Genomic DNA, 25619 nt, shown 5'->3' with positions numbered 1-25619 from the left:
ACTTAACCGTCGAAGGACCCCACCAAGCCCGCCAGCTCGATGATGGGAGCAGGGAGGCCACCACGAAGGTTTCGTACCGAGTACACAGGAGTGGCTTCCACTGGCTGTGTGGTCCGGGCCGGAACGCGGAGGACTGCCATGTCCGGCACGCGTCGGACGACAGACGTCAGCCCAAGCTCCTGGACCGTGCGGTCATCGCGGGCCCAGACCCGGCTGAGCCGGCCCAGGTGCCGCCTGAACCGAGGGGCACTGCCCAGCCTCAGGGGACCGATGCTTTGGGGAAGATAGACAACTTTTGCTCCATGCCGGCTGGCTGCCCGCAACTGGACACCATGGACCAGAAGCGCTTTGGCCAGCTCAACGCAGTTTCCGCCGCGCAGGTACCCACCGCCAACGCCCACAATGAGGTCGAAGCTGTCGAGATTCCGCAGGGTCGCGAGGTAGTCACGGTCATAGCCGCGGAGGGACGGCTTGCTTCGACGCAGTGAGACGCCAGGGAGATCAAAACTCCCAGGATCGGAAGCGAACAGTGTGAGATCGATGGCCTCGGCCGGGAAGGTCGCGGTGAGGAGTTCGATTGCTTCGGTGACCAGCATGCCGTCGCCGATGTTGTCAGCACTGTAGCCATGGAGAATGAGGACTTTCATCGCTGCAACACCTGCTCGTAGACCTCGGTATGCGCGTCCACGCTGGCATCCCAACTGAAGCGTTTCGCCCAAGCGAAGCCGGCATCCCGTGAGTGCCCGGTTCCTGCGGAACTGCCGAGAGCCCCTGCAATGCCACGGGCGATTGAGTCGGCATCGGTGTCTTCGAACAGGAAGGCCGGACCTGCCACCTCCTTGAGGGAGCCGCGGTCCGAACAAATGACGGGAGTTCCGGAGGCCATGGCTTCGAGAACGGGAAATCCGAAGCCCTCGTAAAGGCTGGGGAAGGCGAAGAGGGCTGCATGCTGCATGAGTGCCACCCGCTCGTCGTCATCAACGAAACCCAGATGCTCGATTCCAGCAGACTCAATCGCGGTCATGGTCTCAGCCGCGTTCCACGCGGGTTTTCCCGCGATCACCAATTTTGCGCCAAGATCCTTAAGTTGGGGCAGCGAGAACGCACGTACAAGTTCAATCAGGTTTTTCCGGGGTTCAATGTTTCCGAGGTAAAGCACGTAGGGAGTGGAGCGAAGGTGCTGAAGCCGGTCGCTAAGAGCCCGTGGCTGCGCAAAGTATTCAGTGTCGATGCCGTGGGGAATCGTCGTAATAAGGGCCGGGTCCATGCCGAACACCTCGGAAACATCGTCTGCACTGGACTTGGAGACAGTGATGACCGCATCCGTTGATTGAATGGCCCGCTGGACCCGGGTTCGCCAGATCATTTCCTGCCGGGCCGATCTCGCCGTGGTGATCCAGCGGCTCGCAACACCGTGCACGGTCACCACCGAGGGAGCGCGGGTGGGCAGCAGCGGGCCAGTGTCAGCGCTGTAGTGCAATACAAAGCCAGGTTTCGCGGGCACCGTAAGACCTTGCCATGTCTCCATGAGGGCGGTGAGTGCCGCACGTTTCGATGAGCGAAGTTGGCTGATCTCGACGCCCCTCAGCTCAAGGCCTTTGGCGATCTCCCGTGCATAGGTGGTGTTTCCGCCAACGTGGCGGGAGAGAATCCGGGACGGGAACGACACTTGCTTGAGTCGGTTCAACGATCAGGCCCTTTCAGGTCATAGAGGTCACGAAGAGCAGTGTGCAGGGTCGAACGATTCATGCGGGCCAGCAGGGAACGGTTCGCCGCCAGCGCAAGCTCTCTTGTCCCGGCATCGCTGAGGATGGCGGCGACAAGACCGGCCACTCCGTCGGCATCATCTGCTTGCAGCAAGCCGGAGTCTCCGAGGGCGCTGATGCTGCGGGCAGCAATGGGAACGCCCTGGGCAGCGGCATCGAGGATGCTGAGGGGGAAGCCTTCATACGCGGCGGAATGAACGTAGACGCTGCTGGAAGCGAGGGATTCGGCCACTCCGTGGTTGTCGAGCCAGCCGGTGACTTGGATTCCGGCCTGTTCAAGGCCTCTTCGCAGTTCCGGATCGCCATCCCCAATCCACTGAAAGCGCACGGCTGGCACCTTGCTCCGCAGAGCAGCGGCAACATCGCTGAAGAACACAGGGTCCTTCTGCCGGGCGATTCTTCCCACCATGGAGATCACCGGTACGGCCTGACTGGTCAGGGGCCCATGCCCGGCTGAGCGGGAGGCGACTGTGGGCAGGTTTGGGATGGGGACGCAGGTAGCTGACGGGCTAAGCGCACGCACCAGGTTCTCTTCGTGGGAAGACAGTGTCCCGAATTTCCAGGTCCTTGGTGCGAGGAATCTCTCGGCACCTCGAAAGAGTGCCCGCTTCACTGGAGAAGTGTTTGGGTCGTCATGCTTGAAGCAGTGAGGTTCGTAGACCACCGGTGCCGCTATGCGCCGCGCGCGGGTGTAGAGGCCGGGGAAGCTGGAGTGCGCGTGGACCACCTGGGGCATCAGCAGGTCGACGGTGGTACCAACCGTGGCAATGCGTTTGAAGAGCCCTGGCCCCAGATCGTGGTGCTCAACGGCCAAGCCCTGCCACACAGGGGCGGGCTGCCCTTTCTGAAAAGGCGACAAAACCAGGTGGATGAACTCCTTGGGGCTGTTTTCAATGTAGCTCCGGACAGCTTTTGGCACCCCGCCATCGATGCGGTCAACCACATGAAGAATCCGACTGGAATCAGCGGCTACCAACCGGCACCTGCTTGCGTGAACGCCGAGTCGATTTGTCCATTGCACGGCTGGTAATAAAGCCCATGCCAAAATTCCAAGATTGCCACGCTCCCCCATTCATCGGCGCATCAGATGTAGACTCCCGGCCCGTGGCAGTGCCTCACCCTAAATCTGATGTGAGGGAGGTACCAACAACGGAGCCCGTCTGGTGTTCGACCAAAGTCAAGGATAACCGATGCCCGGGCATATTCGGGTTTGTGCGGATTGTTTACTGTAAGCGTCCTGATTAATCCGGCAGTTTTAATTGCGGTAGATTTATCAGGACTGAAAATTACAGATGCGTGCGGGAATCTCGAGCTGTTCCACGCCGTTCACACGGTCCCAGGGGAGGGCGGCGAATGACGAGCTGGGTAGCAATCGCCTATGGCGCACTGGACCTCCGTGGCTGGCACGAGAATCAGACGGACGTTGAACTGATGCTTTTGCCAACAATGCCGTCGGAACCCATAGGTTTGGCCGACGTGCCGGCCGTCCTCTGGCGGAAGCTTATGGATGGTCCGGTGCCTGACACTGGCCTCGATGATGCTGAGCAGGCCTTGGTCCGGGAGTTCGCGGCGGCGGGCATCGCATCCGAGGACCCGTCACATCCGGCACGGATACTCGAACTCAGGGTGCCGTGGATGTCCTCGCCCGTCCATGAGATGGTCTACGCGTTGGTTGCCAGCGTGGCCCGCGACCATGGAGTTGACGCCATATCCATTAAGGGGCCAATGCTCCACCGCCAAGGTTTGCGGGAAAGGGAGCATTCCGGTGACGTGGATGTTTGGGCCGATCCCGCACATCTTGAGGTTCTTTGCTCCGCACTCGAAGCATGGGGTTGGAACGGAAGGACGGACCAGTGGTCCGGGCTCTCCTTCAACCATTCGGTGGCCCTTGAACCTGGGTCGTGGGGCTGTGAGCTGGACGTGCATCGCCACATTCCTGGATGCGCGGAAGACGATGCTGCCGTTTTCGGCAGGGTGAGGGAAAGCTCTCAAGCCACGCTGTTCGCGGGGGTACCGATGCTGACGCCCGACCTCCCGGCACACGCAGTCATCTTCGCCCTCCACGATCTCCGGCCGGAAGCAAGGCATGGGAAAACGGCGGTGGGAGCTGGAGAGCACGCTGAAACGCTGAGGCTCGGGGGAGAAAAGGTGCTGCAGTTTGCCAACAGCGTGAAGGCTTCAGCCGTCCTCGAGCCCGCCCTGCGGCTTGCCTTCCCAACGGCCCATCTTCGGGTTGATCACGAAGTTCCCCTGAACTGGAAATGGCGGGAAAGCAAAGGCTGGTGGCGGGCCTACTGGATGATCTTCCGCTCCCTTCCAGCCGAAGAACGCCTGCTTTTCATCAGGCGTGCGGTATGGCCCCAGGCTGAGGTCCTGGCAGCTTCCGACGGCCGGGCGGGACGTTCCACACCAAGTCTCGTCGGCGCCAGGTTCCGGCGGATTGCGAAGCTCTTCCGCTGGTAGGAGAGGGTGTTGAACGAGTGAAGTTTGCGGGAATGCAGGGCGAATGATCGGTCATGGGGGCCGAAGGAATTCAGGGGCGATTGTATGCGGAATCAGATCAGTTACGGTGCGGGCGCTGTGAGCACGAACATCGCGGCGAAGGGCACGGACGCCTCACCGGAAAAGCCACCAGTGCTGAGGTCCAAGCCGGAGACTCTTGGGGAGATACCGACCACAGGGCCGTGGTTCCAGCGCTTCATGCTGCTCAGCGTTGTCTTCATGCCGTTCCAGTATGCGCTGACCGTGCCGGTGGGTTTCCCCCTCAAGATCAGTGAAATTTTCGGGATCATGGGCATCGCCACGTATGTGCTTGGCCGGAGATCCATGAGGAGAAAACGGGACCTCGCCAGTGTGGCCGTGGCTGTCCTTGCCATTGCGACCGTCTTCTCTGCCTTGGTCAATTTCACCCCCGGCAGCGGTGGCCTCAGATCGGTTGGCTATGACAGGGGCTACGAAACCGATCTCCTTCTGTACAGCGGATACGCTCTTCTGGCGCTGTGCTACTGGTCTGTCCTCCGGCGTGTGGATCGACAAAGGACTGTGCGGGCAATCGTCGCATCGATCTGGCTCTGCGGATCGGCAGTCCTGATGCAGTGGGCCTCAGCCCTGTCCGGAAACACCCAACTGATCGGCACCCTTGGCTTCCGGACACTGGGCGTCGATGACACGGTGGAGACTCTTCGTTCAGGACCCTTCCTGGAGGGGCAACACCTGGGCTTCTTCGCCGGGGCAGCAATTTTGGTGGCCCTGTACAACAGAAGCTACCTGGCTGCGGTGGTTGCGGCCCTGTCAATTCTGTATTCGCAATCGACCACGGCTTATGCAGGACTTGCTGTTGGAATTGCGATGATAGTCATCCTCAAGTTTTCCAAGGTGCTGGTTCCCTTGATCGCGACGGCACTGGTTGGGGTTTTGGCGCTGCTTTTTTCTGACAGCCTGAGGACCACCCTTGGCAGGCAGTTGGCAAAGATCGGTTTTACCGAATTTGCTCCGGACTACCAATACGCCACAACGTCATTGAACCTGCGCGGAGTGAAATCCCAGATTTCCTTTGATATGAGTTCCGACAATCCCATTTTTGGAGTGGGTCCTGGACGCTATGGCGCCTATTTCGATCAATATGTCAGCGGCCGTCAGTTGCCGTGGATTTACTCCACGGACCAGACGCGTCCCATTGCGGAGAATGCCTACGCCCACGTAGCGGCTGAACTTGGCTACGTCGCTCTTATCGCCTTTGGACTCCTTATTCTGGTCCTTCTGTGGCGAAACTTCAGGAATGCATCCTTGCTGGGCATGCTGGCTGTCTTCACAGCCCTTGGTGTCTCCACACAGTCGTCATGGACGTTCTTGCCGATCTGGACATTCTTCGCCCTTCTGGCGGCTGACGACGTCGAGTCGAAGCAACCGTTGATGGAAACACGGGGTCAGTAGGCTCCGTCTTTCCCAACCACGGCCTTGGCCGTCCGGAAGAGGATGACGATGTCCTGGGCCAAGGACCAGTTTTCAACGTAGTAAAGATCCAGGCGGATGGACTCTTCCAGTGAAAGATCGTTGCGGCCGCTCACCTGCCACAGTCCGGTCATGCCCGGCTTGACCAAGAGTCGCCTGACGGAGGCGAAGTCATACATTTCCACCTCGCGGGCCACCTGTGGGCGCGGGCCAACAAGGCTCATGGTTCCGTTGAGCACGTTGAGGAGTTGTGGCAGCTCGTCGATGGAGTATCGCCGAATCCATGCACCCAAACGGGTGACCCGGGGATCGTCTTTCATCTTGAAGAAGATGACGCTGTCCTGGCTTTGGGCTTGGAAAGCCTCCAGCAAGGTCTCAGCATTGTTGCGCATCGAGCGGAACTTGATCATTTTGAAGGACTGGCCGCCTTTGCCGATCCGCTCTTGGAAGAAGAAGGCAGACCCGGGGCTGTCCAGTTTGACCAGGATGGCTATCACCAGCATCGGCACGGAGAGCAGCAGGAGCAACAAGGAGGAAAGGCAAACGTCCAAAGCCCGTTTTGCGAACGCCTTCATGCCACTGAGCTTCGGTGTTGTGACATGGATCAGTGGTAGCCCCGCTACCGGCTGCATGTGGATCCTGGGACCAGAGATGTCAGTGAGTGCAGGGGCTACGATCATGCCGATGTCGCGGGCGGAGAGTGCCCACCCCAGCTGCCGCAGGAAGGCAGGGTCCAAGTGTGCCCCGCCGCAGACCGCCACTGTGTCTGCTCCGGACTCACCGATGGAGTCGAGGACCATGTCCACGCTGGGAGAGGAGCCAAGGACGGGCAAATTTGTTCTGGCCGTCGACCCTGGTTCGGTGAGGAGGGCTGCAACGGGTTTGTACCCGGACACTATGTGCTGATTCAGCTTGTCTGACAAGTGATTGACGTTGTTGGACGCACCGATCAGGAGCACTTTGTGAAGATTCCGGCCCTCAAGCCGGCTTCGGTGCAGGGTCCGCCGTTGGGCGAACCGGACCAAAAGGAGCAGCACGACGCCAAGGGGGAGAGCCACTGAAACGTATCCCCGTGCCGTCTGGAGTTGGAAGACGTAGGAGACGACTGCCAGGCATCCGAAGAGCCACAGTGATGATACGGCGACCCGCTTATACTCGTCAGTTCCGGTGCCGAGGACTTTGCGGTCCCTCGTGCCGCCGAACTCCAACGCGGCAGTCCACGTGAGAATGAGGACAACGGAGAGCGTCGAGTACGACAGCTCCGCGTCTCCGCCGGCAACGGTCACATCTTCGGTGCCGAACCGCAGCAGATGGGCTCCACCTACAGCTATGACAACGCAGGCAAGATCAAGGAATCGCATCTTGATGCTTTGGGTGCGCAACCATGTAGAGCCCGCAGCGAAAGCGACGTCGCGGGAGGCAGAAACAAAGGCAGTCATTGCGGTCAGCTCAAGAACAGAGTGGCAGCGCGGAGTTTCCTTGTGGTGATCCGTGATACCCCGCACCACAACACAACAGTTTTATTCACGAACCAGCCCCCATAGCCATGCCCCCAACGCCCCCTGCGGAGCGAACAAAGTTGAATGCGTCGTAACACCAGGCGGTGTGACTTGACGTTTCAAAGTAATCGTAAAGGGACTTTAGATGCATCTCAAATTGCGGCAGATGCCCACTGCGTGATTTACCTCAAGCCATGAATTGCAAGGTTGCTGGGAAGGTCTATTGCGCGCAGAAAATAATAATAATCGCGCATTCAAAGGCTGCTGATAAAGTCCATATTGCGCAATCAATGGTACTTTTTGCGTCGATGGCGGTGAATCCCGACTGGTCAGTTGCCCTTTTCGAGGCCGTGCGCCGTCACGTACTGGCCCAACTGGTCCTTGGCCAGCGCTGATGCGATGTCAGAGATTGCGGTGGTGTCCGCTACAACAATGGATTGACCATCGGCAGAGGTGCCCGTTCCCAGCGTCGGGAGGGTGAACATCACGGTGTCGGAGGCCCGGATGTCTTTCATTCCCAGGGCAAGGCTTCCGATTGCGGCCGCATCCAGGCTCTTGTCCACGCTGATGAAGGGTGACACTGAGGAGACCATGTTGTTGATCGTGATCGGGTTGGTCAGGGTCTCCCTGGCTATGGTCTTGCTGATGATCGCTTTGAGGTAGGCCTGCTGGTTCCGCACCCGCTGGTAGTCCCCGTCGCTGAAGGACTTCCGTTCGCGGACAAAGGCGAGTGCTTCATCGCCATTGAATGTCTGTGGGCCGGCTTCATAGACATGGCCCTTCATGGGGCCGGAGTTGGGTGAGAAGGGAATCTTGACGTCGATTTCCACTCCGCCGAGGGCGTCTGTGAGGCCCTTGAAGCCTTCGAAGTCCACCATGGCCACGTGGTCGATGCGTTGCTGAAAGAGGGATTCCACTGTCTGAACCATCAGTGGGACGCCGCCGTAGGCAAGGGCCGCGTTGATTTTGGATTCGCCCTTCCCTGGAATATCAACCCAAAGATCCCGCATCAGGGACACGGCGTAGACGTTCTTTCGATCAGCAGGGATGTGCACCAGCATCAAGGTGTCAGCGCGTTGATCGGTGGAAGCGTCGGTTTCCACGTCTACCTCGGAGGAGCCCCGGGTGTCGCTGCCCATGACGAGGATATTCATCGCAGCTGTACCGTTAATGGGTTCGGATTTTTGGGGTCGGGTGGACTCGTCCGGAAATGCGACATCGATCTTGGTGGTCCCGGAATTGAAGGTCTGGGCCAGATTGAATATGTAAGCTCCGGCCACCAGGCCGACCACCAGTACCGCGGCGGCGAAGCCGAGGAGTACGTTTCGTCCGGTTTTCTTGCCACTCTTTCGACGTCCGGAAGGGGAGGCTTCAGGTGAATTGTCGGTATCTGTTGGGAGTGTCATGTGTTCCTCGGTGTCGGCATCAGCAACGTTGATTCTATCAACCGGAAAACAAGCGGCTTGAGCTCAAAAAGTTTTGGCACAGTTAAGCCCGCTGCTGGCTCTCATCCAATTGCGGTATTGGATGAGCATAATGCGAGGTGAGCCCCGGTCACGGGAAATTCGACCGGGGCTCCGCCAAGGAAGATTCCCTGCTCAGCGCTCCGGAGTAAGTGCCTTTGAATACAGAACCGCACCGTTGGCGTTACGGAGGCTCACAGTAAACAAGCCGTCGGCCGCCAGGTCCACATGGCCGAAGTACTGGTTCTCGCCATTGCGCGGTGACTCGCCCGGGAAGCGCCCTGCCTTGGCGAACAACACCTCGGGCCCGAAGGTCCCGTCCATTTCGCTCGGGCCGAATGAGCCTGCGTTGATCGGCCCGGCCACGAACTCCCAGAACGGGTCGAAGTCCGTAAAGGAGGCCCGCTCCGGGGAGTAGTGGTGCGCCGCGCAGTAGTGCACGTCAGCGGTCAGCCATACCGTGTTCTTGACCCCGTACTTCTTGAACGCTGAAAGCACGCCGGCGATCTCCAGTTCGCGGCCCAGGGGAGCGCCGTGATCCCGGTTGGCCAGGCTTTCCTGGTTCACGGCGCCGTCGGGCACGATGATGCCCAGTGGCAGGTCTGCGGCGATCACTTTCCAGGTCGCCTTGGATTTCCGGACTTCTTTGATCAGCCAGTCCACTTGCTCCTGGCCCAGGATGTTGGTGGCGTAGGGTTCCTTGCCGTCGGTGTTGGGCGATTTGAAGGTCCGCATGTCCAGGCAGAAGATGTCCAGTTGCGGTCCGCGCGAAATCTTCCGGTAGATGCGCGCCGGCTGGTACTGCCCGGCATCGTCGACCTTTCCTGGGCGCCAAAGCGCCGCTGCATCGGCGATCGGCATGTTCTCCTGCCAAGCCTGGCGGCCCCTGGCGGCGAGGACATTGACGTTCCGTTCGGTGTAGCGGGGGTCGTCCAGGATTTCACCGGGGTACCAGTTGTTGGTGGTTTCGTGATCGTCCCACTGTGCAATCACGGGGACGTCGGCGAACATGGCGCGCATGTTGGCATCAAGGGAGTTGTACCGGTGGCGGCCGCGGTACTCATTGAGGGTCTCGGCTACCTTGGCGACTTCCTCGGTGACGATGTTCCGCCACACTTGGCCGTCCTTTTCCGTGACCGTGGCGGCGATGGGGCCATCGGCGTAGATGGTGTCCCCCGAGTGGATGAAAAAGTCCGGGCCGGTGGCATGCATGGCCTTGTAGCCGCGCATCCCGCCGAGGTCCTCGTTGATGCCCCAGCCTTGGCCGGCGGTATCGCCTGTCCAGACGAAGGACTGCGAGGACGACGACGGCCTGCCGCCTCCGCGCTCGTCTTTCGCGCCGTCGTCGTGCTTTCCGGGCGCTGTGCTGAACGTGCCGCGCACTGCTTCGCCGGCTCCGTTCTCGTTCTCGAAGTTCAGCTCCAGCGCGAATCGGGTGCCGGCGGGGAGCCCTGTGGCGTGGATTTTGGCCGTGAAGTCGCTGGCTTCGGTGGCGAGGGGGCCGCGGATGGTGCGGCTGAAACCGTAGCGGCCGCGCAGGATTTCGCCGGACTTGTCCACTGCCTGCAGCAGGGCCGTCAGCCGGCCCGGGCCTGATGCGCGGGACCAGAGGACGGCGGAATCGGTGGTGACGTCGCCCGTTGCAATGCCGGTAGGGAGCGTCAGCCGCTTGCGGACCAGCGGTACAGCGGATGGTGCGGCGGTGGCGGGAGCCGCGTTGGTGGAAAGGCCGGCCAGGGCGATGCCGGTGAGGGATGTCTTGACGAGGGTGCGGCGTGTGAGGTGAGTCATGCAGTCCACTCTTGTCAGCACCCGTGAACGGAAAGTGAGGTGGAGGTAAAGGAACCCGGACCTTGACTGAAAACGCCCGCTCCGCATATTCTGAACGAACGGTCGGTAATTTATTAGGAGCAACCATGGCATCGCAGAATCTGCAGTCAGTGCCCGCTGAGCTGTCCCCGGAAGAGCAGGAGCGGGAGGCAGCCGGACAGGCGTATTTTGATCGCATCATTTCGGAGGACTCGCGCATTGAACCTCGCGACTGGATGCCGGCGGCTTACCGCAAGACTTTGCTGCGCCAGATTTCGCAGCACGCACACTCGGAAATCATCGGCATGCAGCCGGAAGCCAACTGGATCACCAGGGCACCAAGCCTGAAGCGCAAGTCCATCCTCATGGCCAAGGTCCAGGACGAGGCCGGCCACGGCCTGTACCTGTACTCGGCCGCCGAGACCCTGGGCCAGTCCCGGGACCAGATGATGGAAGACCTGATTGCCGGCAAGGCACGGTACTCGTCCATCTTTAACTACCCCACGATTTCCTGGGCGGACATGGGAGCCATCGGATGGCTTGTTGATGGTGCTGCCATCTGCAACCAGGTTCCTCTGTGCCGCGCCTCCTACGGTCCTTACGGTCGCGCAATGGTGCGCATCTGCAAGGAAGAATCGTTCCACCAGCGCCAGGGTTTCGAGATCCTGCTGGAGCTTGCCAACGGTACGCCTGCGCAGAAGCAGATGGCCCAGGACGCAGTGAACCGCTGGTACGCGCCGTCGCTGATGATGTTCGGCCCACCGGATGACGATTCACCCAACTCGAAGCAGTCCATGGCGTGGAACATCAAGCGCTTCAGCAATGACGAGTTGCGCAGCCGGTTTGTCGGCATGATGGTGGAGCAGGTCCGGGTCCTGGGCCTGACCTTGCCCGACAAGGACATCCGTTTCAACGAAGAAACCAAGAAGTGGGAGCACGGACCTTTGGACTGGAACGAGTTCAAGGAAGTCCTTGCCGGCCGCGGTCCCTGCAACTCGCAGCGCGTCGAGCGCCGTCGAGAGGCCCACGAAAACGGTGCCTGGGTTCGCGAAGCCGCGGTGGCCTACGCCCGTAAGCAAGCACAGAAGGAACACGCAGCATGAGCCCCCACGGTAACCCGGAAGCACCGGCCAGCGCCGCCAGCGAAATCGCCCGCGAGGCCCCCAAGGTTGCGGCCACCAACGCTGAAAGCACGACGCCGGCACCCGCCTCAGGCCCGGCCGTCACCCCGCGTGGCGCCGCAGAAGAAACGCCGTGGTCACTGTGGGAGGTTTTCGTGCGGTCCAGCCGCGGCCTGTCCCACGTGCATGCCGGTTCCCTGCACGCACCGGATGCGGCCATGGCGCTCCGGAACGCCCGCGATCTCTATACCCGCCGCAACGAAGGCGTCTCCATCTGGGTTGTTCCGGCCGAGGCGATTTCCTCCAGCGACCCTGACTCCAAGGGCTCGTTCTTCGAGTCCCCGCAGGGCAAGGATTACCGCCACGCAACGTATTACACCAAGAGCGAAGGCGTGAAGCACCTGTGAATACAAAAGACACTGACTTCGCCATCGACGGCCACGGCGACATTTCCGTCGGCGTCCACGGTGCCGGTGCCTCCGGCGACGGTTCGGCCAGCGCCACCCGCATCACGCCGGGCAACGCACTGCGCCCGGAGGACATCGCGCTCGAGATCAGCCGGGGACAGGTCAAGCCCACCGAGGATGTGGCAGAGTTCGCTCTGCGCATCGGCGACGACGGCCTGATCCTCGCCCAGCGTCTGGGCCACTGGATTTCCCGTGCCCCTGAGCTCGAGGAAGACATTGCGCTGGGCAATATTGCGCTTGACCAGTTGGGCCACGCACGCTCTTTCCTGACCTATGCCGGCGCCGCGTGGGGCAAGTCCGAGGACGATCTGGCGTACTTCCGCCGCGAGCACGAGTTCCGTTCCGCGCACCTCTTTGAGCAGCCCAACGGCGACTTCGCAGTCACCATCGCCCGGCAGTTCATTGTGAGCTACTACCAGTACGAGCTCTACACGGCGCTTGCGGCATCTAGCGATCCCACCCTCGCAGCCATCTCCGCGAAGGCCGTGAAGGAAGTGGATTACCACCGCGATCACAGCGCGCAGTGGGTGCTTCGCCTTGCCGGCGGCACAGATGAGTCCCGCGCACGCATCATCCAGGGCTTCAAGCTTGTGTGGCCTTACGTGGACGAACTCTTCGAAGACGACGAGCTGACCACCCGACTGGCCGAGGCCGGCGTTACCGTTCAGCCCTCCACCCTCCGTGCTGGGTTCGATCGCCTCACTGGCGGGATCATGGCCGAAGCGGAGCTGGACATTCCCGGCGTCCCGCAGGCCCTGGGCGGCGGTCGCCGTGGCAAGCACTCCGAGTTCCTGGGCTACATCCTCGCTGAAATGCAGGTCCTGGCCCGCGAACACCCGGGCGCGAGTTGGTGACCGGCATGACCGCCCTGTCAGGGACGCAGTCAAAAACCGCTGAACAGCGGGCCTGGGACATAGCATCCACGGTCTGCGATCCGGAGATCCCTGTCCTCACCATTGAGGACTTGGGGATCCTGCGCGGCGTCCGGGTTGTCCAGGCGGCCGAAACAACAGACCAGCACGACGGCGGCACGTCGGGTAGCGCCGTCGAGGTCACCATCACGCCCACGTACTCGGGCTGCCCGGCGATGGACGCCATTGGCGACGACCTGCGGACAGCCTTCGAGAAGGAGGGCTACGCGAGCGTGCGCATCAACCTGGTGTTGTCCCCGGCGTGGACCACTGACTGGATGACAGATTCCGGCAAGGCCAAGCTGGAGGAATACGGGATTGCCCCGCCCAGCGGTATGGCTGCCGCGGGTGGCCATTCCGGTCCTGTCCGCCTGAGCCTGGCCGTGAAATGCCCGCAGTGTTCGTCGTTGAACACCAAGGAACTCACCCGCTTTGGTTCCACATCCTGTAAGGCGCTGTTTGTCTGCCAGGACTGCAAGGAACCGTTCGACTACTTCAAAGTCCTCTAAGGAACTCCATGACCACCGAAACCCAGACAGCCAGCCGCCGTCGTGCGTCTTTCCATAACCTGACCGTCTCGGAAGTCCGGCGCCTCACGGACGATGCCATTGAAGTCTCGTTCGGTGTGCCCGCCGAGCTGGCCGGGCAATACGACTACCTTCCCGGTCAGTACGTGGCCTTGCGCACCTCACTGCCGGATGAGAACGGTGAGCCGCACGAGGTCCGCCGCAGCTACTCGATTTGCGCAGAGCCGCGCAGCTTCGAGGACGGCAGCAGCGAGATCCGCGTAGCCATCAAGAAAGACCTCGGCGGCGTCTTCTCCACGTGGGCCAATGCCGAGCTGAAGGCCGGTGACGTCCTGGACGTCATGAGCCCGCAGGGGGCTTTCATTTCGCGGCACGGCAAGGACGGCTCGGCCGTTCAGCACAACGTCATGAACTCCATGAACCACCCGGAGGAGCTGGCAGGGGAGCCGGGCAACTTCGTGGCGATCGCCGCTGGCTCCGGGATTACCCCGGTCATCGCGATTGCGCGCACGCTGCTTGCGGCCAATCCTGAAACAACGTTTGACCTGGTTTACGCCAATAAGGCTGCCATGGACGTCATGTTCCTGGAGGAGCTGGCAGACCTGAAGGACAAGTACCCATCACGCCTGGCGCTGCACCACGTGCTGTCGCGCGAGCAACGCATTGCGCCGCTGATGACCGGACGCATTGATTCCGAGAAGCTGCAGGCGCTGCTCAGCAGTGCCATCCGCGCCGAGGATGTGGACGAGTGGTTCCTGTGCGGGCCGTTCGAGCTCGTTCAGCTGTGCCGCGACACCTTGGCTGCCCGTGGCGTCGAGCCCGAGCACGTTCGCTTCGAGCTGTTCACCACTGGCCGTCCGGACCGCCCCGAGGGCAACGCCGGCCGCCCCGTTGTGGAGGACGAGTCGCAGGATACGTACAAAATCACCTTCACCCTGGATGGTCTGACCGGCGACGTCGCCAGTCCCACCCATGCCCGCGAATCCATCCTCAACGCCGCTTTGCGTGTTCGCCCGGACGTTCCGTTCGCATGCGCCGGTGGTGTCTGCGGCACCTGCCGCGCCAAGCTGATCACCGGTACGGTGACCATGGATGAGAACTACGCCCTTGAACAGGACGAGCTGGATAGGGGCTACGTCCTCACCTGCCAGTCCCACCCCACCAGCGAAGAAGTTACCGTCGACTTCGACGTCTAAGGAGTCCCATGATCGAGCTCTCCATTGCCAACGGCATTGCCGAAATTGTCCTCAATGCCCCCGAAAAGCTGAACTCGCTTAACGAGGACGCGCTGGCCGGCCTGGATAAGGCGTACGACGACGCTGCTGCCGCTGCCTCACGTGGTGAGGTGCGGGCCCTGCTCCTTCGCGGCGAGGGCCGTGCCTTCTGCGCCGGCCGTGACATTGCTGCCGTTACGCCCGAAACCGATGACGCACAGGCTTACCTCGGCGGCCTCGTGGAACCGCTGTTGAAGAAGATGGCGGCCTTCCCGGCACCCACGTTTGCAGCCGCACATGGTGCTTGCCTGGGCGTTGGGTTGGGGCTGTTGCTGGCCACTGACGTCGTGTACGTGGCGGAGAATGCCAAGTTCGGCTCACCCTTTGCCAAGCTGGGGGCCACGTTGGACTCGGGCGGGCACTGGTACTTCACCGAGCGCCTGGGCATGCACCGCACGCTGGACCTGATCTACACGGCCGATCTCATCTCCGGGGCCGAAGCCGTGGCGCAGGGGATGTTCAGCCGTGCCATGCCAGCCGATGTTTTGCTGGACGAGACGCGGGAGATTGTTGCGCGGGTGGCCGTCGGCGCCACTGAAGCTTTCAATGCGTCGAAGGAACTCGTGGCCCACATCCGCGATCAGCGCCTGGGCCTCTGGGCTTCAATGACCGAGGAAAACGCCGAGCAGGCACGGCTGTGCAAGACCGACGACTACGCGGAGGGCTTCCGGGCGTTCCAGGAGAAGCGGGCGCCGGTTTTCAAGGGGTAGCCGCAGGTTCTTCCAAGGTAGTTCGGCCTAGCATTGGTCACATGATGGCTCCTCAACAAGTGCGCTCAGCGGCCGTGGTGATTAATGCGGCATCACGTCGCGGGGCTGCAGCGAGCCAACTGGCCGTGGACGCAATGAAGAAGTCCGGCGTGCCAGTCCGTTCCGTGCATCCGGTGACCTCGGGCGCGGGATTGTTCGATGCCCTGCGCCAAGTGATTTCAGAAGGACATGACCTGGTGGTTGTGGGTGGTGGTGACGGCACCGTGACCTCTGCTGCCGGACTCCTTGCCGGGACGGACGTCATACTCGGTGTCCTTCCATTGGGTACGGCCAATGATCTGGCCCGAACGCTTGAGATACCGAGTGGGCTTGCTGAGGCCTGCGCCGTTATCGCGGATGGAAAGGTGGTGGACATTGACCTTGGACGGGCCAATGGCGAACCGTTCCTCAACGTAGCGTCGGTGGGGCTGTCGGTGGGTGTCACGGAAGCTCTTAGTCCTCGCCTGAAGCGGCACATGGGGCCTTTGGCTTACGGCATCGCGACCATCCGGGCTTACACACGGCACCGACCTTTCCGGGCTCGCCTGGAATTCCCGGACGGCGATCACGAGCCGATGGACCTCGACCACGTGCTTCAGGTGGCAGTGGGCAACGGCAAGCACTACGGCGGCGGGAACATGGTTGCTCCGATGGCGGGGATCGACGATCACACTCTGGATGTCTACGCGATCCTGGCGGCACCGCTTAAAGAGCACGTCAAGATTGCACGGTTACTCAAGGATGGCAGCTTTATTGATCACGATCGGGTCCACCACCTGGCGACCCGAAAGGTCCGTTTGGTCACGGAGCCGCCCATGTCCGTGAACCTCGACGGCGAAATCGCAGCGGTAACTCCCACCGAATTCAGTGTTCAGCGGAACGCGGTGCATGTCATGGTGCCGCAGGGCAGCAACAGCGCTTCGTTCGATGGACCGATGCGGGGCTGACCCACAACGAGTACTGCCGCCGCAGGCATCAGCGGCTTAAACTTTGAGGACACGCACTGAATGCGCAGTGCAGTCCGAGCGTGCTTCGAACGGAGATGGCCATGCTCCAGAAGATGATGTGCAAACTGAACCTCCACCACCACTGGCATGTGGAGTCAGCAGAGGATGGCAGCGGGCGTTACAGGCGCTGCACCAGGTGCGGTAAATATGATCGCGACTGGGACGGCAGCGGTTTCATGCACTGACGTTGCCCGCGTCAGGTTGCCGCGCGTTTCCGGACCTCCAGGCCCAGATGAGCAGGAGGGCCGAGCCAACCGGGGCGAGGAAAGCGGACATCGCTACCAGTGGGATGCCGACTGTGGAAGCGGCCAGCCCCATCAAGGTGACCACGGCGATGCGGGTAAAACGGCCGCCAATGACCAAGCGTCCCAGCGGGAGCGCAATGGCGAAACCCATGAGCAATGCTGCAACCAGAGTGGCGGGCCACTGCGATGGGTGCCCCGCCCCAAGGAGTTGCGCGAACCCCTCAACGGCCATGGCTGCAGAAGAGAGAAGGGCAGCCCACGGCGTAGTGGGACCGAGACGCGGAGCAAGCACGCCACCGGCAAGAACCAGCAAGGGGATAGCGGCGAAAGCGCCGTAGGCCAAGCCGAGGTTCATGGCATGGGTGGAGTTGGTGACCCCGTGCGCCCAAGTACTTCCCGTGACAGCGAAGACGGCGCACGCCAAACCCATCACGAGCAACGCCAGCGCCGCTGCGCCCACACCGCGGCGGTTAGGTGCGACCACGGTGAGGGGGATCGATGGTGAAGGTGTCGTGGCCGGCGGAGGTACGGGCCGCCCCTGCCGCACGCTGCAATGAGAAGCACCGCCGCGCCCAAAACACCCAGCATCGGGGGCATCATCGTGAGGGCTCCGAGTATGAGCGCGGCTGGTGCAGCCAGCAGAACGGCTTGCATTATGCGGATGGGAAGCGAACGTCGGCTTGCCAGCAGGGCGGTCAACGGAACCGCAAGGCACACTGTCCCGGCAACCCAGCCCAGGATCATGAACAGCAAGCTTGATGATCCAAACCAGCTGAGGCGTTGGCCCGCATCAGCTTGGTCGAAGCCCACGGACCAACTTGCCGCTGCGGTCAGTGCCAGGGCCCATGCCGGCACCGCGGCGACCGCTGTGAACAACGCGGCACGAGGAGTCAGCCGTCCGGCAAGACGCAACAGCACGACGCCGGACAACGTCCCCGCGAGCGGGCCGACGAATCGGGACAGAATGAGGAGTAGGGGTTCCGTCCACGGTAGGGAGAAAGTACCGCTGAATAAGAGGACCATAGCGCCCAGGAACCCGAGCAAAGATGCCGGTGCGCACCCTACGGCCCAACGCCTTGAAGCTGAAAAACGGCGCACTTGCGCAAATGAACCCACGTATTACCTCACCTTTTGGCGGAAACCGCCCCCAATGGATCTCCTGCCACAGGCAGTGGTTCACATGCTAGCCGGACCGTACCGTCATTTCGCGCCGGCAGCAGCATCTATATCCTTGAGTGATGAGTGACATAGCGCGTTCCACCATCGCTTTCGAGGGGCACTTCGCCCGGGACTTCCCCGAGCTCGCTGTTCCCTGGCGGGCGGAGGCGGCTCCCGAACCGCAGCTTTTGGCACTCAACGAGCCACTCGCCGTCGAGCTGGGTCTTGATCCTGCGTTCCTCCGCAGCCCCGAGGGTATTGGGCTGTTGATCGGTAATGCGCTCTCGGAAGAAGCAACTCCGGTGGCACAGGCCTACTCGGGCCACCAGTTCGGTTGGTATTCACCGCGTCTTGGCGATGGGCGGGCGCTCCTGCTCGGCGAGGTTGCCGGAGCTGACGGGAAACTCCGCGATCTCCACCTGAAGGGATCGGGGCGCACGCCTTTCGCACGGAATGGGGACGGCCGGGCGGCCGTTGGTCCGATGCTGCGGGAATACATCCTCAGTGAGGCGATGCATGCCTTGCGCATTCCCACCACCAGGAGCCTTGCCGTCGTCGGGACAGGGCGTCAGGTTCAGCGTGAGACGCTCCTTCCGGGGGCGGTTCTGACGCGGGTGGCCAGCAGCCACTTGCGGGTGGGCAGTTTCCAATATGCCAGAGCCACGGATGACCTGGATTTGCTTCGCCGGCTTGCTGACCATGCGATCGAGCGCCACCACCCGTCGGCGGACGGTGAAAGCAACCGCTACCTTGGCCTCCTCAGGGGCGTCATTTCAGTCCAGGCGACCCTTGTGGCGCAGTGGATGCTGGTCGGGTTTGTGCATGGGGTCATGAACACGGACAACATGACAGTGTCCGGCGAAACCATCGATTATGGTCCGTGCGCCTTTTTGGAAGGCTTTGATCCGGGAGCCGTGTACAGCTCCATTGATGAGATGGGACGCTACGCCTACCGTAGCCAGCCTGTTGTGGCGGAGTGGAACCTGGCCCGTTTCGCCGAGTCGATCGCGCCGCTCATCCACGAGGATGAGGAGCAGGCAGTGGCCCTCGCCGTCGAGGCGCTTAACGGGTTCCGCCAGCAGTACAGCGCTGCCTGGTTCAACGGCATGAAAGCCAAGCTTGGGCTGCCGGAGAACATTGACGACGACGTTGCCTCACCCTTGGTGGATGATCTGCTGGAGCTGGTCCAGGAGGCGCGCGCGGATTACACCTCGTTTTTCCGCAACCTCGGCAAAGCGGCCCGAGGGCAGGTTGAGCCCGCCCGCGGGACCGTTCTTGACCTGGCAGCGTTTGACGCATGGCTGGAGCGTTGGCGTGCACTCACGCCGGACGCCGATGCCATGGACAGCATCAACCCTGTCTATATTCCACGCAACCACTTGGTGGAGGAGGCGCTCGCTGCCGCAACTGAGGGAGAGATGGGACCGGTAGAGCGCTTGCTTACAGCCGTCTCCGACCCTTGGACCGAACGTCCCGGCCTGGAAGAGTACGAGCTGCCGGCGCCGGAGAGCTTCGGACCCTACCGAACCTTCTGCGGCACCTAGGGGCTAGCTCCAGGCGGCTCGAACCACCATGTCTGCGCCTGCCGCGAGATGTTGCCCGGTATGCCCTGCATCAAGGATGCAGACGTCCTCTGCTTCTGGAGCACGTGTTGATACCAGGCATTCTGTGGCCCTGAAGCTCAGGAGATCTATTGGAAGGGTGTCGCCGATTCGAAGATCACTCATGGTGTCCTTTTGGTTCGCCCGGGTGTCACCAATAATGCGGCCGGCCCGGTGTGGTGGTGGAGAGAGAGTTTTCTCCTTGGGACGCCGGGCTTCATCAGCGGATAACTCCATACTGCCCTGATGGATGACTTCCGTCTACGTGGGACTGCCTAACTCTCAGCTGAAGTTGGGGTGGCGAACGATTGCCAGTAACTCTTCGCGCAGATTCCCCGAGTCCATCATGATGGCGGACAGCACATTGTTCTCCAAATGGTGGGATTGATCCAGCAGCGCCAACCCCAGATCGGTAATCGATACCAGTTGGCTGCGGCGGTCGAAGCGATTGGGCTGTCGGTGGATATAGCCCCGGGATTCCAGCCTGGACAGCAGCGGTCCCATGGTTTGCGCTTGAACGCGGACGCTTTGGGCAAGTTTCCCGGGGGCGATGGGCCCTGCCGTCGCTACGGCTTCAAGCGTCAATACTGCCGGATAGGTCAACCCCAGAGGCCGCAGCTCATCGTTCCAGGCCAGCTCCACCAGTCGTGCCGCCGTGGACAGCAGCCGGCTGGTTGGCCATCGGTCCATGTCAGGCATTCAGGCCCCCAGGCTCTCCAGAATAGTCAGCTTCCTTACTAGATTACATCAGGCCGGGGCTAAAGCTGGCTGTGGGTCAGGGCTGCATTGCAGTAAGAGTGCGTCGGTGGGACTCGCCGTTGGTTTAGGAGAGGTCGAACGCAGAACGTCCCACGGCTCGCTCGGCACCGTGTACCTGCAGGGCGTGCCGCATGGCTTGGCGGTTGTCTTCGGCAAGTTCAGGCTGGCCGGCGACCCGGTAGAGGTCCGCTGCCCACTGAAACTCATCGGCAGCGGCCCGGAAACGGGCTTCGTCGAAAAGACGTCGGCCGATGTGGTGACGAACGTAGGCCTCTTCTTCCGGCGACTGGACCGTTCGTAGCGCCTTTTCGTGGAGTACGGCTGCGTCGTGCCAGCGGTACTGGCGTTGATTGACCTGCGCAAGTATCAACAACAGCTCGCGGCGGTCAGACGTGTGGGGCAGCAGCTTGAAGCCTTCGTCGAGGGCTTCAGTGTCCCGGCCCAACAGCGCCAAGTACCGGACGCGCTCCACCGGTGGACATTCACCAGCCAACGCAGCTTCCACCGATTGGCGGTTGATCGCCACGTCGCGGAACGTCGTAGGGTCAGTACGCCAGAGACTCGCAGTATCTTCCACAGTCATGTGCCCCCCACAGGCTTGTTTTGGAGCCAACTGAGTTGCAGCACTGTTCAATGGCAGGCCGCAGGAAACTCCATAATCTCATGAACGACGGGACCCGCAACCTCGTTCCGCTCTGTTGGCATCAGTGGAGTTGGCTGTCCGCTGGCGTAGCCCGCCAGGAGTGAAAGGGTACGGTCAACCCTGCGCGCGTTGGTGCGCAGGTGAAAGGCCCGGCGACGGCCACCACGTCCGGCGCCAACGGCACCACCCGGACCAACTGGAGTTCGTTGTCGGCTGAAGCCGCCCGAATGGTCAGGGCATCGCCCGAACGGCTGACCCTCATGCGGACCCGCCCGCCGTTCCATTCCGGGACCGGTGCCAAGGACCAGTCAGAGAAGCGGTCCGTAACCACCGCACCCAGCTGAGCGGCGCCGTCGGCGAATTCGACGCCCGCCTTGATCCAGTGCTCGGCGCTGACACGGACGAAGATGCCAGCTTGGTCGAACTGCTGGGAGAACGCGGCGGTGAACTCAACCTCCATGGCGCTGTCCTGGGGAAAAGGGGCAAGCAGCGCGTGCTCTGTGTCGTGGATAAATCCGTAGGACGTGACGCGCCAAGCGTCGCTGCTTTCGGCTGCAGTCACCAGCAGGTCACCTGCCTGCTCGACGACGGCGGCCGGCTGGTTGGTCCACTCGCCGCGGTTCCAGGGGATGTCGATGTTCACTAGGCTCCTCGAGGTTGTGGCAAGTACAGTTCCACAGCCTATGGGCTTCCAGCCTCCTTGCCCTTCTTGGACTCTGCAAATTGTGCCTCGGGACGTTCGTTGGCCGCGGGCAGGCCTGTCCGTTGGCGCCCCTGAATCCAGCGCGTAACGAAAAAGAGGACGAGCCCGATTACCAAGAGGATGCCTGCGCGCAACCAGATTTCCGGGCCTTGCTGGAACAGAAGGAGGACGCAGGAGGCCAATGCCAGGCATGGAATAACCACTGGGACGCGGAAGTGCTGGTGTTCCACCTTGTCTTTGCGCAGCACCAGAACGGCCACGTTGGTGCTGATGAAGACGAACAGGAGAAGCAGGACCACCGTTTCGGCGAGGGAGCCGAGGTCGCCGGTGGCGGTCAGTACCATTGCCGCCAACGTGGTCACCAGAATGGCTACCCACGGGGTACGCCGTTGGGGGAGGACCTTCCCCAAGCCTGTGGGAAGCAATGATTGTTCCGCCATTCCAAAGGCCAAGCGACTGGCCATGATCATTGTCAGCAAGGCGCCGTTGGCTACGGCAATGAGGGCGACCAGGCCGAAGAGCCAGTCCGGAACTCCAAAACCAGTGGCTTGGACAACTTGCAGCAGGGGACCCGAAGAACTGCTCAGATCACTGGGCGACAAGGCAATGGATGAGGCCAAACCGATGAGAATGTAGATGGCTCCGGCGGTCAACAACGCCCCGAACAGTGCTTTGGGGTAGACGCGGTGGACGTCCCGGACCTCTTCGGCAACGTTGGCAGAGGTTTCAAAGCCCACGAACGAGTAGTACGCCAGCAGGGATGCAGCGAGGATTCCTGCTCCGGGGGACACCGCGGGGTTGAACTCAAGAACGCGGGAAGCATCGCCGTCTCCGCGGCCGAACATCAAGCCCACCAAGACGATCACCAACACCAGGCCTGATACCTCGATGACAGTCATGACCACGTTTGCCCTCACGGATTCCTTGACCCCGCGTGCGTTCAGGAGTCCGATCAGCAGCAGGAACACCAGTGCTGTGGGAGTGACGGGGACGTCCAGCAGTGGCTTGAGGTAATCCCCGGCGAAGGCGAGGCTCAAACCGGCCGCGCTGGTCACTCCGGCAGCCAACATGCTGAAGCCCACCAGGAACGAAACCAGGGGGACTTTGAAAGCCCGCTCAGCAAAGACTGCCGCCCCGCCGGCCTTCGGGTACTTCGTCACGAGCTCCGCGTAGGAGGCGGCGGTGAGCATGGCCAGGAACAGAGCCAGCGCCAGGGGAATCCAGACAGCACCTCCCACTTCGCCCGCAACCTTCCCCACCAAGGCGTAGATGCCCGCGCCCAAAACGTCGCCGAGGATAAAGAGGAAAAGCAGCGGGCCGGTAATCGACTGCTTGAGTTTTGACGTCTGGGGCTTTGCCGGGCTGTTCATGGGAACAGATAGTACTGGAAGATAAGTAACCTTACTAAATCAGTGACGGTTCCAGAGGGGCTGTGACGCCCCCGTGCCCAAGTGGTTCTGACCCCGCGCACGGGCGAGGCGCTCTTCAGGCCAGCATATGGATAGGCTTTGCAGAGTTCAGCTGATGGGGGACACCGGAATGCGTCGTGAAACAAAAGTAGGCTTCGCCCTGCTTGCGTTGCTCACGCTCACAGCCGCGGGCTGCGACGAGCGGTCATTTACCCGTGACTATGCCCGGTCCGTTCCAAACTCCGTCATTCAGGTGGGCGAGAAGACGGACAGGACCTGGGAGTACGTGGACCGGGACGGCGTATCGAGGGGACTTAACACCTGCGAAGACTTGAGCCCGTGGAACGGCGCTTACAGCTGCAAGTCTCCTGACGGCACAGTGGAACTAACCTTCAGTGTGTCCAAACGCATGCGGAATCCCACGCTTCGTGTCGTCAACGAAGAGGTGCCCCTGTACTGCACCAACAACGGATTTTGGGGCGACGGACTGAGGTTCTGTATACCGGCGTCGGACCCTGCCGTCCCGCCGCAGCCGGTTCCTCGCCGCGACTAGTGCCAAAGAGGTTGAAGAGCCAAGCGTCGACGGCGGCTGGCCGCCTGGTCTTTTGTCTGCGCTGATCACAACCCTGCGGAAACCAGACCCGATTCGTAAGCCAGGATCACCAGGTGGGCCCGGTCCCGGGCATCCACTTTGGTCATGATCCGGTTGACGTGCGTTTTTGCCGTATGCGGGGAAATGACCAAGCTGGCTGCGATCTCCTGGTTCGTCAGTCCCCGGGCCACCAGAACCAGCACCTCCCGCTCCCGCTCGGTCAAGCGTGAGAGGCTCCTGTCTTCCCATACAGATGCCAGTGGAAGGGGCTCCACGAATCGTTCAATGAGTGCCCGCGTCGCAATGGGGGAGAGCAGCGATTCACCTGAATGGATGGTTCGCACGGCGCGCACGATGTCCTCCGGCTCCGCTCCTTTTCCAATGAATCCACTCGCACCGGCACGGAGGGCGGCCACGATGTATTCGTCCTCCTCAAAGGTGGTGAGGATGAGCACCCGCGGCGTCCGGGCGGATGGACCCGCGATGATCTCCGAGGTGGCTGCTATGCCGTCCATTTCCGGCATCCGAATATCCATGACAACGACGTCGGCGGCTGCTTCGGCGGCGGCGCGGACAGCTTCCCTGCCATTCGAGGCCTCGCGTACCACCTGGATCCCGCCGCTGTCGGACAGAATGTCGCGCACGGCCTGGCGTACCAGGGGCTGGTCGTCCACTACCAAGACGCTGATCATCGGAGTGCTCCCTTCACGCTTGACGGCACCGTCACCACGAGTCGGAATTCGCCGTTGACACTTGCTGTTTCCACTGTGCCCCGTACGGCGGCAATCCGTTCGCGCAGCCCACGCAGCCCATGTCCGCTGGCCACAGTTCCCGCATCCCCCGCACGGAGCCGATTGGTGACTGTCAGGATAATGTCGCCTTCGCTGGAGCAAATGACGACGGGGTTTGCCCGCCTGCTCCGTGTTTGTGTGCGTTGGTGACTCCCTCCTGCAAAGCGAGGTACGCAGCGTGGTCACTGGCGGGTGAGAGTGCCGGGATGCCTGGCTCCTGATGCAGTTCCACCTTGAGTCCCGCCTGATCGAAGCGTGCCATGAGCTCGTCGAGCTGTGCCAACCCTGCTTGGGGGTGGAAGTCACGCCCATGGTCTGCGTCCTCCGTGCGCAGCAAAGACATCAGCGACCCGATGTCCGCAAGTACTGTGCGCGACGCACTGCGGATGGTGGTCAGCGCCTCCTGTGCCCGTTCGGGCCGGGTTGCGAGGGAGGAGGATGCGACGCCGGCGCTCAGGCTGATGACCGAGATTTGGTGGGCCACAACGTCGTGGAGGTCCCTGGCGATGCGGACGCGTTCCTCAGCCACCCGCCGTCGTGCTTCTTCATCTTTGCCGCGCTCAGCGCGTTCGGCCCGTTCCGTCACGGCGGCGATGTACTCACGCCGCGATCTGGCGGCGTCGCCCATGGCTCCGGCCAGAACGATGAAGGCGACGAACTGCAGCGCTCGGGAGTCAAAGAAGTCGCCCAGCGGGAGTGCGCTGACGAGGAACACGAGGAGCGCGGCCAGAGCCACAGCAACAGTCCCAGTGACGCGGCGGGTCCTGCTTGTCACGGAATAGGCCGCGATCACAGCGGCAATCAGAGTGCTGGGTGCCAGCACGCCTGCAACTGCGACGATCACGCTGCAGGCAAGGCTGATCCCGAGCGTTGCCAGCGGCCAATGACGACGGAACGGCATCGCCACGGCCGGCAAGAGCGATATCAAGAGCAGTGCTCCGCGTGCCCGGAAGACGTGGTCGGGAAACGGCAGGACGGCAAAGAGCACAACGGCAGCGACCACGATGACGTCGCTCAGGTGCGTGGTGACTCCGGGAGGGCGATGTGGCGGCACCCTCCCAGTATTGCGAGGCAGCGTCCGTGGACGTTTCATCCTGAGGACGATTCGCCTGTACCACCAACGCGGTACACAGGTGACTACTCAGGGGTGACGCGCGGAGTCCCGCTAAGGACG

24 protein-coding genes are annotated in these 25619 nt (G+C 61.8%); 11 read left to right on the top strand and 13 right to left on the bottom strand.

Annotation, left to right across the window (positions count from 1 at the left end; genetic code table 11):
- Positions 1-2: 2 nt before the first annotated feature.
- Genes ABQM86_RS16395 through ABQM86_RS16385 form a run of 3 tightly spaced genes read right to left on the bottom strand, consistent with a single transcriptional unit; the run spans position 3 to position 2709 of the window.
- Positions 3-647 (bottom strand): polysaccharide pyruvyl transferase family protein, encoded by a 645-nt coding sequence (locus ABQM86_RS16395; RefSeq protein ID WP_369744949.1) that lies wholly within the window; start codon positions 645-647, stop codon positions 3-5.
- Complete coding sequence (locus ABQM86_RS16390) at positions 644-1687, bottom strand: glycosyltransferase family 1 protein (protein WP_280623403.1); 1044 nt, start codon at positions 1685-1687, stop codon at positions 644-646. Before ABQM86_RS16390 ends, ABQM86_RS16395 begins: the two co-directional genes overlap by 4 nt.
- Complete coding sequence (locus ABQM86_RS16385) at positions 1684-2709, bottom strand: glycosyltransferase (protein WP_369744948.1); 1026 nt, start codon at positions 2707-2709, stop codon at positions 1684-1686. Before ABQM86_RS16385 ends, ABQM86_RS16390 begins: the two co-directional genes overlap by 4 nt.
- A 410-nt stretch (positions 2710-3119) precedes the next feature.
- On the opposite strand from ABQM86_RS16385, the gene ABQM86_RS16380 reads away from it, so the two are divergent.
- Together ABQM86_RS16380 and ABQM86_RS16375 are read left to right on the top strand one after the other, a co-directional pair.
- The gene (locus tag ABQM86_RS16380) at positions 3120-4229 is read left to right on the top strand and encodes a hypothetical protein (RefSeq protein ID WP_280623401.1); all 1110 of its coding nucleotides are present in this window, start codon (positions 3120-3122) and stop codon (positions 4227-4229) included.
- Positions 4230-4313: 84 nt separating this feature from the next.
- Complete coding sequence (locus ABQM86_RS16375) at positions 4314-5699, top strand: O-antigen ligase family protein (RefSeq protein ID WP_369744947.1); 1386 nt, start codon at positions 4314-4316, stop codon at positions 5697-5699.
- On the opposite strand, the gene ABQM86_RS16370 is transcribed toward ABQM86_RS16375, so the two are convergent.
- The 3 genes from ABQM86_RS16370 to ABQM86_RS16360 form a co-directional block, all read right to left on the bottom strand.
- A complete protein-coding gene (locus tag ABQM86_RS16370; protein WP_280623399.1) occupies positions 5693-7156 on the bottom strand; it encodes a sugar transferase in 1464 nt (487 codons plus the stop codon). The genes ABQM86_RS16375 and ABQM86_RS16370 overlap by 7 nt on opposite strands.
- A gap of 389 nt (positions 7157-7545) precedes the next feature.
- On the bottom strand, positions 7546-8622 hold the full coding sequence (locus tag ABQM86_RS16365) for an LCP family protein (RefSeq protein WP_207594430.1): 1077 nt from the start codon (positions 8620-8622) through the stop codon (positions 7546-7548).
- Between the two features lie 192 nt (positions 8623-8814).
- Complete coding sequence (locus ABQM86_RS16360; protein WP_369744946.1) at positions 8815-10470, bottom strand: alkaline phosphatase; 1656 nt, start codon at positions 10468-10470, stop codon at positions 8815-8817.
- Positions 10471-10595: 125 nt separating this feature from the next.
- On the opposite strand from ABQM86_RS16360, the gene paaA reads away from it, so the two are divergent.
- The 7 genes from paaA to ABQM86_RS16325 are packed head-to-tail and all read left to right on the top strand — an operon-like array spanning position 10596 to position 16484.
- Entirely contained in the window at positions 10596-11591 is a 996-nt protein-coding gene (gene paaA / locus ABQM86_RS16355) for a 1,2-phenylacetyl-CoA epoxidase subunit PaaA (RefSeq protein ID WP_011775851.1), read from the top strand.
- Positions 11588-12016 (top strand): 1,2-phenylacetyl-CoA epoxidase subunit PaaB, encoded by a 429-nt coding sequence (gene paaB, locus ABQM86_RS16350; protein WP_207594428.1) that lies wholly within the window; start codon positions 11588-11590, stop codon positions 12014-12016. Before paaA ends, paaB begins: the two co-directional genes overlap by 4 nt.
- Positions 12013-12930 (top strand): 1,2-phenylacetyl-CoA epoxidase subunit PaaC, encoded by a 918-nt coding sequence (gene paaC / locus ABQM86_RS16345; RefSeq protein ID WP_207594427.1) that lies wholly within the window; start codon positions 12013-12015, stop codon positions 12928-12930. The genes paaB and paaC overlap by 4 nt, the downstream gene beginning before the upstream one ends.
- Positions 12931-12935: 5 nt before the next feature.
- Positions 12936-13496 (top strand): 1,2-phenylacetyl-CoA epoxidase subunit PaaD, encoded by a 561-nt coding sequence (gene paaD, locus ABQM86_RS16340; RefSeq protein ID WP_337339240.1) that lies wholly within the window; start codon positions 12936-12938, stop codon positions 13494-13496.
- Between the two features lie 8 nt (positions 13497-13504).
- Positions 13505-14710 carry a 1,2-phenylacetyl-CoA epoxidase subunit PaaE gene (paaE, locus tag ABQM86_RS16335; RefSeq protein WP_337339241.1) on the top strand — a complete coding sequence of 402 codons (1206 nt, stop codon included), beginning with the start codon at positions 13505-13507 and terminating at the stop codon, positions 14708-14710.
- An 8-nt stretch (positions 14711-14718) separates the two neighbouring features.
- A complete protein-coding gene (locus ABQM86_RS16330) occupies positions 14719-15498 on the top strand; it encodes an enoyl-CoA hydratase/isomerase family protein (RefSeq protein ID WP_207594424.1) in 780 nt (259 codons plus the stop codon).
- Between the two features lie 41 nt (positions 15499-15539).
- Entirely contained in the window at positions 15540-16484 is a 945-nt protein-coding gene (locus ABQM86_RS16325) for a lipid kinase (protein WP_337339243.1), read from the top strand.
- A gap of 234 nt (positions 16485-16718) precedes the next feature.
- Here the strand turns inward: ABQM86_RS16325 and ABQM86_RS16320 are convergent, their stop codons facing one another.
- Positions 16719-17273, bottom strand: a complete 555-nt coding sequence (locus tag ABQM86_RS16320) for a hypothetical protein (protein WP_369744944.1) — start codon at positions 17271-17273, stop codon at positions 16719-16721.
- A gap of 754 nt (positions 17274-18027) precedes the next feature.
- Between ABQM86_RS16320 and ABQM86_RS16315 the strand changes: the two genes are divergently transcribed.
- On the top strand, positions 18028-19491 hold the full coding sequence (locus ABQM86_RS16315) for a YdiU family protein (protein ID WP_369744943.1): 1464 nt from the start codon (positions 18028-18030) through the stop codon (positions 19489-19491).
- A gap of 339 nt (positions 19492-19830) precedes the next feature.
- Here ABQM86_RS16315 and ABQM86_RS16310 read toward each other — a convergent pair whose 3' ends face one another.
- The 4 genes from ABQM86_RS16310 to ABQM86_RS16295 all read right to left on the bottom strand — a co-directional run bounded on the left by ABQM86_RS16310 (position 19831) and on the right by ABQM86_RS16295 (position 23023).
- Positions 19831-20238, bottom strand: a complete 408-nt coding sequence (locus ABQM86_RS16310) for a MarR family winged helix-turn-helix transcriptional regulator (protein ID WP_232481383.1) — start codon at positions 20236-20238, stop codon at positions 19831-19833.
- Positions 20239-20371: 133 nt separating this feature from the next.
- On the bottom strand, positions 20372-20890 hold the full coding sequence (locus tag ABQM86_RS16305; RefSeq protein ID WP_369744942.1) for a hypothetical protein: 519 nt from the start codon (positions 20888-20890) through the stop codon (positions 20372-20374).
- A gap of 121 nt (positions 20891-21011) precedes the next feature.
- Positions 21012-21593, bottom strand: coding sequence for a DUF1349 domain-containing protein (locus ABQM86_RS16300; RefSeq protein ID WP_280623389.1), 582 nt, complete (start codon positions 21591-21593; stop codon positions 21012-21014).
- Between the two features lie 38 nt (positions 21594-21631).
- Positions 21632-23023, bottom strand: a complete 1392-nt coding sequence (locus ABQM86_RS16295) for an APC family permease (RefSeq protein ID WP_369744940.1) — start codon at positions 23021-23023, stop codon at positions 21632-21634.
- 154 nt (positions 23024-23177) lie between these two features.
- Between ABQM86_RS16295 and ABQM86_RS16290 the strand changes: the two genes are divergently transcribed.
- Positions 23178-23615 (top strand): hypothetical protein, encoded by a 438-nt coding sequence (locus ABQM86_RS16290; protein WP_369744939.1) that lies wholly within the window; start codon positions 23178-23180, stop codon positions 23613-23615.
- A gap of 65 nt (positions 23616-23680) precedes the next feature.
- Here the strand turns inward: ABQM86_RS16290 and ABQM86_RS16285 are convergent, their stop codons facing one another.
- Both ABQM86_RS16285 and ABQM86_RS16280 read right to left on the bottom strand, forming a co-directional pair.
- Positions 23681-24346, bottom strand: coding sequence for a response regulator (locus ABQM86_RS16285; protein ID WP_369744938.1), 666 nt, complete (start codon positions 24344-24346; stop codon positions 23681-23683).
- Between the two features lie 172 nt (positions 24347-24518).
- Positions 24519-25499, bottom strand: a complete 981-nt coding sequence (locus ABQM86_RS16280; protein WP_369744936.1) for a sensor histidine kinase — start codon at positions 25497-25499, stop codon at positions 24519-24521.
- Between the last annotated feature and the right edge of the window lie 120 nt (positions 25500-25619).

It is taken from the genome of Paenarthrobacter sp. AMU7 (assembly GCF_041200195.1).
In the GTDB taxonomy this organism is placed as follows: Bacteria; Actinomycetota; Actinomycetes; order Actinomycetales; family Micrococcaceae; genus Arthrobacter.
Note: the sequence above shows the minus strand (reverse complement) of the source record. Positions and strands in the feature narration are given on the sequence as shown.

Coding starts and splice junctions, on each gene's coding strand:
- ABQM86_RS16395 (WP_369744949.1), bottom strand. CDS start 647: ATGAAAGTCCTCATTCTCCATGGCTACAGTGCTGACAACATCGGCGAC.
- ABQM86_RS16380 (WP_280623401.1), top strand. CDS start 3,120: ATGACGAGCTGGGTAGCAATCGCCTATGGCGCACTGGACCTCCGTGGC.
- ABQM86_RS16375 (WP_369744947.1), top strand. CDS start 4,314: ATGCGGAATCAGATCAGTTACGGTGCGGGCGCTGTGAGCACGAACATC.
- ABQM86_RS16370 (WP_280623399.1), bottom strand. CDS start 7,156: ATGACTGCCTTTGTTTCTGCCTCCCGCGACGTCGCTTTCGCTGCGGGC.
- ABQM86_RS16365 (WP_207594430.1), bottom strand. CDS start 8,622: ATGACACTCCCAACAGATACCGACAATTCACCTGAAGCCTCCCCTTCC.
- ABQM86_RS16360 (WP_369744946.1), bottom strand. CDS start 10,470: ATGACTCACCTCACACGCCGCACCCTCGTCAAGACATCCCTCACCGGC.
- paaA (WP_011775851.1), top strand. CDS start 10,596: ATGGCATCGCAGAATCTGCAGTCAGTGCCCGCTGAGCTGTCCCCGGAA.
- paaB (WP_207594428.1), top strand. CDS start 11,588: ATGAGCCCCCACGGTAACCCGGAAGCACCGGCCAGCGCCGCCAGCGAA.
- paaD (WP_337339240.1), top strand. CDS start 12,936: ATGACCGCCCTGTCAGGGACGCAGTCAAAAACCGCTGAACAGCGGGCC.
- paaE (WP_337339241.1), top strand. CDS start 13,505: ATGACCACCGAAACCCAGACAGCCAGCCGCCGTCGTGCGTCTTTCCAT.
- ABQM86_RS16330 (WP_207594424.1), top strand. CDS start 14,719: ATGATCGAGCTCTCCATTGCCAACGGCATTGCCGAAATTGTCCTCAAT.
- ABQM86_RS16325 (WP_337339243.1), top strand. CDS start 15,540: ATGATGGCTCCTCAACAAGTGCGCTCAGCGGCCGTGGTGATTAATGCG.
- ABQM86_RS16315 (WP_369744943.1), top strand. CDS start 18,028: ATGAGTGACATAGCGCGTTCCACCATCGCTTTCGAGGGGCACTTCGCC.
- ABQM86_RS16310 (WP_232481383.1), bottom strand. CDS start 20,238: ATGGACCGATGGCCAACCAGCCGGCTGCTGTCCACGGCGGCACGACTG.
- ABQM86_RS16305 (WP_369744942.1), bottom strand. CDS start 20,890: ATGACTGTGGAAGATACTGCGAGTCTCTGGCGTACTGACCCTACGACG.
- ABQM86_RS16295 (WP_369744940.1), bottom strand. CDS start 23,023: ATGAACAGCCCGGCAAAGCCCCAGACGTCAAAACTCAAGCAGTCGATT.
- ABQM86_RS16290 (WP_369744939.1), top strand. CDS start 23,178: ATGGGGGACACCGGAATGCGTCGTGAAACAAAAGTAGGCTTCGCCCTG.
- ABQM86_RS16285 (WP_369744938.1), bottom strand. CDS start 24,346: ATGATCAGCGTCTTGGTAGTGGACGACCAGCCCCTGGTACGCCAGGCC.